Origin of the sequence: Haladaptatus sp. (assembly GCF_049589095.1) — an archaeon.
Classification (GTDB): Archaea; Halobacteriota; Halobacteria; order Halobacteriales; family Haladaptataceae; genus Haladaptatus.
This window is the reverse complement of record NZ_JBAWAC010000602.1, coordinates 1-8,835: the sequence shown is the minus strand read 5'-3', so window position 1 is coordinate 8,835 and position 8,835 is coordinate 1. Positions and strand designations below refer to the sequence as shown.

General features: G+C 61.0%; 10 protein-coding genes. 8 read left to right on the top strand and 2 right to left on the bottom strand.

The genetic code is table 11. The annotated features are described in order from the left end of the window. Positions 1–41: 41 nt before the first annotated feature. A complete protein-coding gene (locus WBV42_RS18900) occupies positions 42–602 on the bottom strand; it encodes a DUF1684 domain-containing protein (RefSeq protein WP_423987409.1) in 561 nt (186 codons plus the stop codon). A 463-nt stretch (positions 603–1,065) separates the two neighbouring features. On the opposite strand from WBV42_RS18900, the gene WBV42_RS18895 reads away from it, so the two are divergent. The 7 genes from WBV42_RS18895 (at position 1,066) to WBV42_RS18865 (ending at position 6,737) form a co-directional block, all read left to right on the top strand. Next, on the top strand, positions 1,066–1,515 hold the full coding sequence (locus tag WBV42_RS18895) for a hypothetical protein (protein ID WP_423987408.1): 450 nt from the start codon (positions 1,066–1,068) through the stop codon (positions 1,513–1,515). 48 nt (positions 1,516–1,563) lie between these two features. Continuing rightward, entirely contained in the window at positions 1,564–2,358 is a 795-nt protein-coding gene (locus WBV42_RS18890) for a hypothetical protein (protein ID WP_423987407.1), read from the top strand. A 489-nt stretch (positions 2,359–2,847) separates the two neighbouring features. After that, positions 2,848–3,477 carry a VOC family protein gene (locus WBV42_RS18885; protein WP_423987406.1) on the top strand — a complete coding sequence of 210 codons (630 nt, stop codon included), beginning with the start codon at positions 2,848–2,850 and terminating at the stop codon, positions 3,475–3,477. Positions 3,478–3,535: 58 nt separating this feature from the next. Beyond that, on the top strand, positions 3,536–4,498 hold the full coding sequence (locus WBV42_RS18880; protein WP_423987405.1) for an oxidoreductase: 963 nt from the start codon (positions 3,536–3,538) through the stop codon (positions 4,496–4,498). Positions 4,499–4,560: 62 nt separating this feature from the next. Continuing rightward, positions 4,561–4,992, top strand: coding sequence for a Rieske (2Fe-2S) protein (locus WBV42_RS18875; RefSeq protein WP_423987404.1), 432 nt, complete (start codon positions 4,561–4,563; stop codon positions 4,990–4,992). A gap of 104 nt (positions 4,993–5,096) precedes the next feature. Then, positions 5,097–5,636: a hypothetical protein gene (locus WBV42_RS18870; RefSeq protein ID WP_423987403.1), complete on the top strand. Its 540-nt coding sequence runs from the start codon at positions 5,097–5,099 to the stop codon at positions 5,634–5,636. A gap of 9 nt (positions 5,637–5,645) precedes the next feature. Next, the gene (locus tag WBV42_RS18865; protein ID WP_423987402.1) at positions 5,646–6,737 is read left to right on the top strand and encodes a hypothetical protein; all 1,092 of its coding nucleotides are present in this window, start codon (positions 5,646–5,648) and stop codon (positions 6,735–6,737) included. 18 nt (positions 6,738–6,755) lie between these two features. On the opposite strand, the gene WBV42_RS18860 is transcribed toward WBV42_RS18865, so the two are convergent. Further along, entirely contained in the window at positions 6,756–8,030 is a 1,275-nt protein-coding gene (locus WBV42_RS18860; RefSeq protein ID WP_423987401.1) for an MBL fold metallo-hydrolase, read from the bottom strand. Between the two features lie 116 nt (positions 8,031–8,146). Between WBV42_RS18860 and WBV42_RS18855 the strand changes: the two genes are divergently transcribed. Continuing rightward, the coding region (locus WBV42_RS18855) for an aldehyde dehydrogenase family protein (RefSeq protein WP_423987400.1) at positions 8,147–8,835 on the top strand (689 nt) is incomplete at its 3' end.

Sequence of the window (8,835 nt, the reverse complement as noted above, 5' to 3'; positions counted from 1 at the left end):
TTTCCGGTGGAGTCCGTTCGGCTGGGACACTCAGTGTTCGCTCAGTGGCCGTCCAACGTTTGCTCGCCCGCCGGAATCAGCACGTCGAGCCAGTTTTCCTCGGGCGGGAGCGGACAGGAGAACGTCTCGCTGTAGGCGCAGAACGGGGAGTACGCCACGTTGAAGTCGAGAACTATCTCGTCGCCGTCCGACAGTCGTCGGTCGGGATGGAGTTCCAGATAGCGTCCGTTTTCGTAGCTCTGCTGGCCTGTCGTCTTGTCCCGGAACGGCACGAACAGCGAATCCTGCCCCTCCTGTTGGTACACCGCGAGTGACGCATCCTCGTCGTCCACCTCGAAGTGGAGCGTCATGGTCCGAAGGTAGCGCTGTGACGGTCCCGCGGTCGTCTCCAGTTCGACGGGTTCCGGGTCGTCGTGTGCCTCGACCGTCGCCGTCACGCGGTAGTCCGCGTCCGGGTCGAAGTACGACAGGCCGTCGAAATCGTCGCGCTCCCCCGGCGGAATCGGCGACTGTGGGTGCGTGTCGAAAAAGTCGTCTTTCTCTTTGCGTGTCTCGATTAGTTCCTCGCGCCACTCGTCCTCTGAAACGTCGAAGTTCGTCATACCGGGACGTACTGGCTCACGCCGGGTAAACACACCGTTCACGAAAGCGGCACGAGTGTGCGTTCAGATTTCAAGAATCATCCACAGTCCGCTCCAAGAGTTACGTGAACCGCGACAGGGATTACGATTGGCGTCCGTTCAATAATTTCCATCCGCTGACGGCGATTCCAAGTAGCGCCAAAACGAAATACAGACGCCCGAGCCACGTTCGGAATATCGGTTCTGATCTGAAGTTCAGGGCGACTATCAGATTCATAATCCAGAGTGCTAGCACTAAGACCTCACTTCTGCGGGAACTTGTATTCATGTGAAGATATTACGAAGGTTGGATAGTAAGTATTTTGTTTTTATCACACTATTGTCAGTAGTCGCGAGAGATATGAATTCCCCACGTACCACCCCTCTTCCTCACCTCCGTTTCCACCGTAGCCTTTTGTACGAAGCCGCCGAAAATTTCGAAGTGATGAGCCGCGGTACGGACCACGCGACGGAGGAACGCCGCCTTCGAACCCGCGAGGAAAAGGAGGGCATCGAGGAGTGGACGGAGAGTTTCTTCTTCGCGGTCGGGGAGGTGACGTTTCTCTGTGTGCCCGCCTTCTACGTCCTGATGGACGCGGAACCGAACGGGTCGCTGAAGTTTTCCGCCCTCTTCGGATGGCTCGCGCTCTGTCTCTCGGTCGGGACGTTCCGCGGCCATTGGATCGACATCGACTGGCCGCAGGTGACACCCGCGTTGGTGCTCCTGCGGTTCGTCTTCTACGACGCCGTCATCCTCGGGGTCGCCTACGCCGCGACGGGGGTCGATCTCGCGTTTCACTCGCCTATCGTGACGGCGACGACCGCGGTCGTTCTCGCCGTCGGGTGCGCGCGGATGTTCTCCCGCCTCGGGGAAACGGTCGAAAACCGACTGTAGCGGAACGCTCAAGAAAACGACGAACGCGATACTACACAGAGAGGATACATGCAAGACGAGTACGACCCGACGACCTGTCCGGTCGAGGGGTGTGAGTACGAGGACGCCATCCGCTCGGTCGCGGCACACGTCAGTCGTTCGTCGGACGACGGCCACTCGTGGGACGCGCTGGACTACGACGGTGCCCGCGAGTTCGTGATGAGCGAAAAGCGACGACAGCACGCGGAGTCGGATGGCTCGGCGGCGACTGGCAACGAAGCAGGGGATTCGGGTGGAGAATCTGCCGCATCGACGCCCGCCCCCACTCTTCCGCCGGAGGACTCGCCCGAGTTCGGTCTCGACCTCGATTTCGTCAGGGACGTGTTGGTGCTGTTCGACGCCGTCGAGGAGTACGACGTCGATTCGTTGGACGAACTCGATACTTTCCGCCTGGTGAACCTCTACACGCTCCTTTCGGACGTGAGCAGTTCCGCCGACGACGCGCGGAAGGAAGTCCGGGACAAACTGCTGGAGGTCGTGCAGGACGACCGGCGAGTCGAGTCGGATTTCGGTGCGGTGAAACGGACCACCCACAAGCGATGGAATCTCAAGGACGAACAAACCGTCGCGGACCACTTGGAAGCGGCGGGTATCGACCCGGAGGAAGCCCGGTCGTTCGACACGAAGAAGGTCAAGAAACTCGTTGCTGAGCGGGGATTACAGGAGTCGACCGTCTTCGATATCGAGAAACGAACCTACGTTCGGAAGTCCGGCGCGGACGACGAGGGGCGGCGCAAAGCGTACAACCGACTCGACCCGGAACTGCGGGCGCTGGTGGACGACGAGCGGTTCGGCGGGAAATGAAGAGGATAACCGAACCACCCGAAACGATTTACACGAAGTTCGTAGTGTGCATCATCGGTCAAGATCTATTCAAGATATCCTCCAAGAAGCAGTAACACATCAACTCCTGTCGAAATATCCACGAGAGGTGTGTTTAATCACAGGTAGGCAGGTCAAAAAACCCCGTATAAGAGTACTAGCAATAGATTGTACGCTATCAGGGTGACCACTACTGCGAACAAGACCTTTAATAATATTTTGACGGTTGGATTTAAATCCTCGAACAAGGTGTCTCGTTCAGTCATGGTAACTAGTTCTACGGATCATAAGATCATTATTCCAGCGATCATGAACATAATATGGGTGGATCTACACACGTAATCCAGTGTGCCACTATTGACGCCTAATTCGATAATCGGCACTGAAGTACCACTGACATCGATGTCATGTGGTGACACCACCGTCAGCGAGGGTATTTCTCCGCTCGGAACCAATCCTGAGACGAGAACGATGTCCAACGAACCTTCCACGGACGACATTCCGATCACGGCGGAGCGCCCGGACGGCGCGGTTCCGCTCACCGGCACCGACCACATCACGCTCATCGGGAGCAACGAGGAGGATACGGTCGAATTTTATCGGGACGTGCTCGGAATGCCGCTCGTCCTCCGCCAACCGAACCTCGACGCGCCGAACGTCACGCACCTGTTCTTCGACAGCGGCGACGGCCGTATCATCACGTTCTTCGTTAAGGAGGGTCGCCAGTCGAATCCCGCACCACAGCGGACCGGCATCGGTGCCGTCCACCACCTCGCGTTCCGGTTCGACCCGGAGCGAATCGAGGAAGTCCGCGAACGACTCGAAGCGCACGGCCGCCGGTACAACGAGTTCGACCGGAGCATCTTCTACTCGCTGTACACCTCGGACCACAACGGCCTCACCATCGAACTGACGACGGACAAGTTCGACATTCCGGACGACCGCCGCGCCGAAGTCCTCGCCGTCGCCCAACGAAAGCGCGAGGAGGACGGTTCGGAGTACGCGAAGGGCGAACACCTCAAAGCCGCGCTGGAAGAACTCGGCATTCCGGTGGAACCCGCGGACCTCCCCGACGCGCCGACCGGCGCGGGCGGGTTGTAGTCGGAATTCGAAACCGTTGGGCGGTGCTTTTCTGTATCGTCCGCCCGTAATCGGGTTCATGACCGACTCCGGGTGGACTCAAGACAGCATGCCGGACATGACCGGAAAAACCGTAATCGTCACGGGCGCGAACAGCGGCCTCGGCTACGAGGTGACGCGGGCGCTCGCCCGCCACGGGGCGACCGTCGTCATGGCCTGCCGACGGACGAATCACGCGATGACAGTCAAGGGGCGGATTTTGACCGAACTGCCGGACGCGAACCTCGACGTGCGGGAACTCGACCTCGCGGATCTCGCATTGATTCGGGAGTTCGTGGACGACTTCAGCGAGGAGTACGACGACCTGCACGTTCTCTGTAACAACGCGGGCGTGATGGCGGTGCCGCGGGAGGAAACCGCGGACGGCTTCGAGTTACAGTTCGGCGTCAACCACCTCGGTCACTTCACGCTGACCGGTCTCCTGCTCGGTTCACTGCTGGAAACGGAGGGCGAGACGCGGGTCGTGACACAGAGTAGTGGCGTGCACGAGCGGGGGACCATCGACTTCGACGACTTGCAGGGCGAACGCGAATACGACAAGTGGGACGCCTACGGTCAGAGCAAACTGGCGAACGTGCTGTTCGCCTACGAACTCGACCGAAAACTCCACGACGCGGGGGTCGATGACGTGGCGAGCGTCGCCTGTCATCCCGGCTACGCGAGCACGAACCTCCAGCGACGCGGCCCGGAACGGGAAGGCTCCCTGCTTCGACTGTGGATGATGCGCGTCGCGAACGCCGTCTTCGCACAGAGCGCTGAACGCGGCGCGCTCCCGATGCTGTACGGTGCGACCGCCGGGGAAATCGAGGGCGGAGAGTACGTCGGTCCGGACGGCCTGATGAACATGCGCGGTCACCCGAGCGTCCAACCGTCCAGCGACGAGTCCTACGACGAACGCACCGCCGAGCGACTCTGGGACACCTCCGAGGAACTGACGGGGGTCACATACGACTTCCCGCAGTCGAAATCCGTCAGTCGATGATCGTGGATCGGTAATCGTCAGTCGATAGAATTCTTTAATTTCCATCCGTCGGATACGCCCGTATGGACGCGACGGACGACGCCCACCGCTTGACGACGGTCAAGGACCTCCCCGAAAACGATTCCTTTCTGTTCACGGTTCGCGAACGCGACGGCTCACAGGAGGAAGTGATTCTCGTGAACGGTGGCGACTGCATCGCCGCGTGGAAGAACTTCTGCCAGCACGAAACCGACCAGCGTCTCGACCGAGGGTTCAGGGCGGCGATGCGCGACGGCGATATCATCTGCCCGAAACACGGGTCGATGTTCGACGGCTGTTCCGGCCACTGCGACAACGGCAAAGCGTCGGGTTCGACGCTCCTCTCAGTCGACGTCACCGAGGACGACGGCGAGATCTATCTGACCGACCGAACCTGCGACTTCGATCACGAGGGGGGAATCGAGGAGGACGATGACGACGACATGCCGAGTTCGTCGTCACATCTCACGTTTTAGACGTCGGTTGGGTACAGTTATCCGACGTCACCGGTAGCGATTATTCCGGAATTCTCAGAAGGGTTCTGTAGAGTTTTATCGAGCTGTCGGTCGAACGGATAGTCATGGTCGTTGTTGATAACCGTCTGGTCGATGATCTCTCGCTGCGCGACCGCGAGTACGAAATCGACGACTTCGTCAGATATCTCGAACGGCATCATCACGGGGAAGAACCCGGACTTTCGCGGGAACGGATCGACGCCTACGCCGACGCGCTCGATTACGACAAGGATCGGACGAACGCCTTGCTCGAAGAGCGACTAATGGACTCGGAGACGTGGATGCCCGGCAACAACCTGTATCGAGTCGGGGAGAACGTCAGCATCTACCCACCGTCGTGGCACGATCAGTTGGACGACACGATAGACCTTGCCGAGTACGTTCGCGTCATGCTCGCCGAAAAGGAAGCCAAGAGCGGCCGACTGAATCCTGCTCAGCGAGGAGTCTCACAACCCGACATGCTCACCGCGATAGAAATCTTCGCCGACCTCGACCGCGAGATGGGCGAACAACTGCTACAAAAACAACGACAGGAGGGTACCATCGTGATATTTGCCTCGCAAAACCCCGAGGACCTCGTGCGACTGCCGGAGATGACGGAGTAACTACGAACGATGAAAGTAGCGACAACACTCAACGAACGCGACCACCTCGAACTGTTCGTCCTCATCGACGAAACGGTGTACACCAGCAGACAGACCGGGTCGGAGACGGAGTGGACCGACTGGGAGCAACTCGTCGGTGCCGAAGGAAAGGCGATAGCGGCCGGGCGCAACGAGGACGGACGCCCCGAGGTGTTCCTCACCGATCCGGCGGACGGAACGTATCACAATCGACGGGAACCGCTGGGCACCGATGAAGCCGCGACCGAATGGGGCGGCTGGCGACTGCTCTCCGACGATCCGATCACGGGCGAGTCGATAGCCGTCGCACCTAACGGCGACCGACGGCTAGAAGTCTTTGTCACCGGGCCAGCGAGCGGGACGTTCCACGCGAAACAGACGTCGCCGAACGAGACGACGTGGACCGACTGGGAACAGTTGGGCGACCAAGCCGGGAACGAAATCGTCGTCCAGCAGGCCGCGAACGAACGGTTGCACGCCTTCCTGCTCAGCTACGACGACGAGGCGACCGATCTGACGGCGGCCGAAAAGGAGTTCCTGTTCGGAATTCACCACTGCTGGCAACTCGAATTGGACGGCGACGAGTGGGCCGACTGGCATCGACGCGGGCGGGCGAACGGTCACTCGCTCGCCGTCGCGGAGAACAACGACGGGAAGTTCGAGATTTTCCTCGTCCGGGACGACGAGACGCCGCTCTACCTCCGACAGCTCGGATTCGAGGAAACCGAGTGGGAGGAAGAATGGAGCGAACTGAGCTATCCCGAGCGGTTCCAGGTGTTCCACCGCCCGAAGGCGAAATCGCTGGCCGTCGGCCGACACGCCGACGGTCGCCTCGAAGCGTTCATCACCGGAAAACGCCTCCACCACCTCTCGCAGATGGCACCGAACGGCGACTGGTCGCTGTGGGAGCGGTTCGGGAGGGTCAAATGCGCCGGTCTCTCCGTCACACGGACGGCGGACGAACGCCTCGTCGTGTTCGGTCTCGAAGACATGCCGGAAGTGTCGCGACAGCCGAAAATCCACCAGCGATGGGAGACCGAACCGAACGGCAAGTGGTCGAAATGGCACTCGCGCACGATTTAGGGATTTAACGGTGAGTCGTCACGTGAATTTGTTGCGAGGCGTCGCGGAGGTCGAATCGTCGGCGATTTCGAACCGGCTACCGAGTTCGGGCGCGTTCGCATCGAAGCCGTCGTCCCGCAGTTCCTCGGCGAACGCCTCGCATCTGTCGCCGTGATTGACGAGAATCGTCGAATTCCGATACGAATCGAGGAAGTCGAGCACCCCGTTCCGGTCGGCGTGAGCCGAGAAGTCGTAGGATTCGACCTGCGCGCTGACGGGCATGACGCGACCGTCGATTTCGCCGCGGCCGTGGTCCAGCAGTTCCCTGCCGGGCGTTCCTTCGACCTGGTAGCCTGTCATCGTGATCTTGTTGACCGGATTGGCGCGGATTTCGGGGATGTACGTCATCGCCGGGCCGCCCGAGAGCATCCCTGAGGTCGTCACGATGACGGTGTTCTTCCGCGCGATTCGCTTTCGCTGGCCGTTTCTCCCCGTCACGAACCGGGCGTTCGAGACGGCGCGCTGGAAGGCGTCCGGGTCGCGGAGGAACTCGGACTGCTGTTGGAGCATTCTGGTGACTTGCTTTCCCATCCCGTCCACGTAGCAGTCGATGTCGTGGGCCTCACAGACCATCAGTATCTCCTGTGTCCGGCCGATGGCGAACGCCGGGACGACCACGGTTCCGCCCTCCCACACCGTCGTCTTCACGCTTTCGGCGAACTCCCGTTCCGTCGTCTTCCGCTCACCGCGCTCCACGTCGGAGTACGTGCTCTCGCAGATGACCACGTCCGCGTCGGGGCGGGCGGTCGTGCCCGACAGCAACCGCTGGTCGCCGGTGTGGAAGTCGGCGGTGTAGAGCAGTTCGGTGTCCCCGTCGTCGATAAGCACATGCGCGCTCCCCGGAATGTGGCCCGCGTTGAAAAACGTGATTTCGTGGCTCGCGGCTTCGAACGACTCCTCGTAGCCGTGCAGTTCGGACACCTGGGCCAAGCGTTTCAGTTCCGCCTCGGTGAACGGACAGTCGTAGCTTCCGCCGTGGAGTTTCAGGGTGTCCCGCGCGAGGATGCGCGTCAGTTCGTACGTCGGCGGCGTCCAGTGAATCGGCGGCCGGTCGTCGCCCGCGAGCAGGGAAGGGAGGATGCCGACGTGGTCGAGATGGCCGTGGGAGACGACGACGGCATCGGGGTCGACGTCCTCGACGGGGTACTGTGGCGGATTGCCGGTCAACATCCCGTAATCGAGCAGGAGGGAGTCGTTGACGAGAATCGCGCTCCGCCCCACCTCGCGCGCCCCGCCGAGAAACTCGATATTCATTGTCGGTGGTAACGGCCGGAGCCGTTTTTCTTCGTCGGTTCGGAAGCGTGTCTGAAAATGCCACACCGCAGCCGGTTCCTGACCATTTATCACCATGAACACCCGAGTTCTCAGTGATGTCGGACAGAGCCTACACCTTGGACGGCGACTGGAACGCCCTCTACATCGACGGCGAATGGATCGACGGCGGCGACCGGGACGAAATCGAAGTGACGAACCCGGCGACTCAGGAGAAAGTCACGTCGGTCCCCGCCGCGACCGAGGACGACGTGAACCGCGCCTACGAGGCCGCCGCCGAGGCGCAGGCCGACTGGGCCGACCTGCCGCCGAGCAAACGAGTCGGCGTCGTCCAGTCCGCACTCGACCTGCTGGACGAACACCGAAACGACATTCTCCACGCGCTCGCCGTCGAGTCCGGAAGCGCGAACATGAAAGCGTTCGCCGAGTGGCAGACCGCCCGCGGTATCACCCAGCAGGCGGCCGAGTTCCCGTTCCGCGTCGGCGGTGAGATCAAGGACTCGATGATTCCGGGCAAGGAGAACCACGTCAAGCGCGTGCCGATGGGCGTCGTCGGCGTCATCTCGCCGTGGAACTTCCCGTTCAACCTCTCGATGCGCGCCGTCGCACCCGCGCTGGCGCTCGGCAACGCGGTTGTCCTGAAACCCGCTTCGCCGACGCCCGTCACCGGCGGTCTCCTCCTCGCCAAAATATTCGAGGAGGCCGAACTGCCCGAGGGACTGCTCAACGTCGTCCCCGGCAAGGGTTCGGAAATCGGCGACCGGATGGCGTCCCACCCCGAACTCGA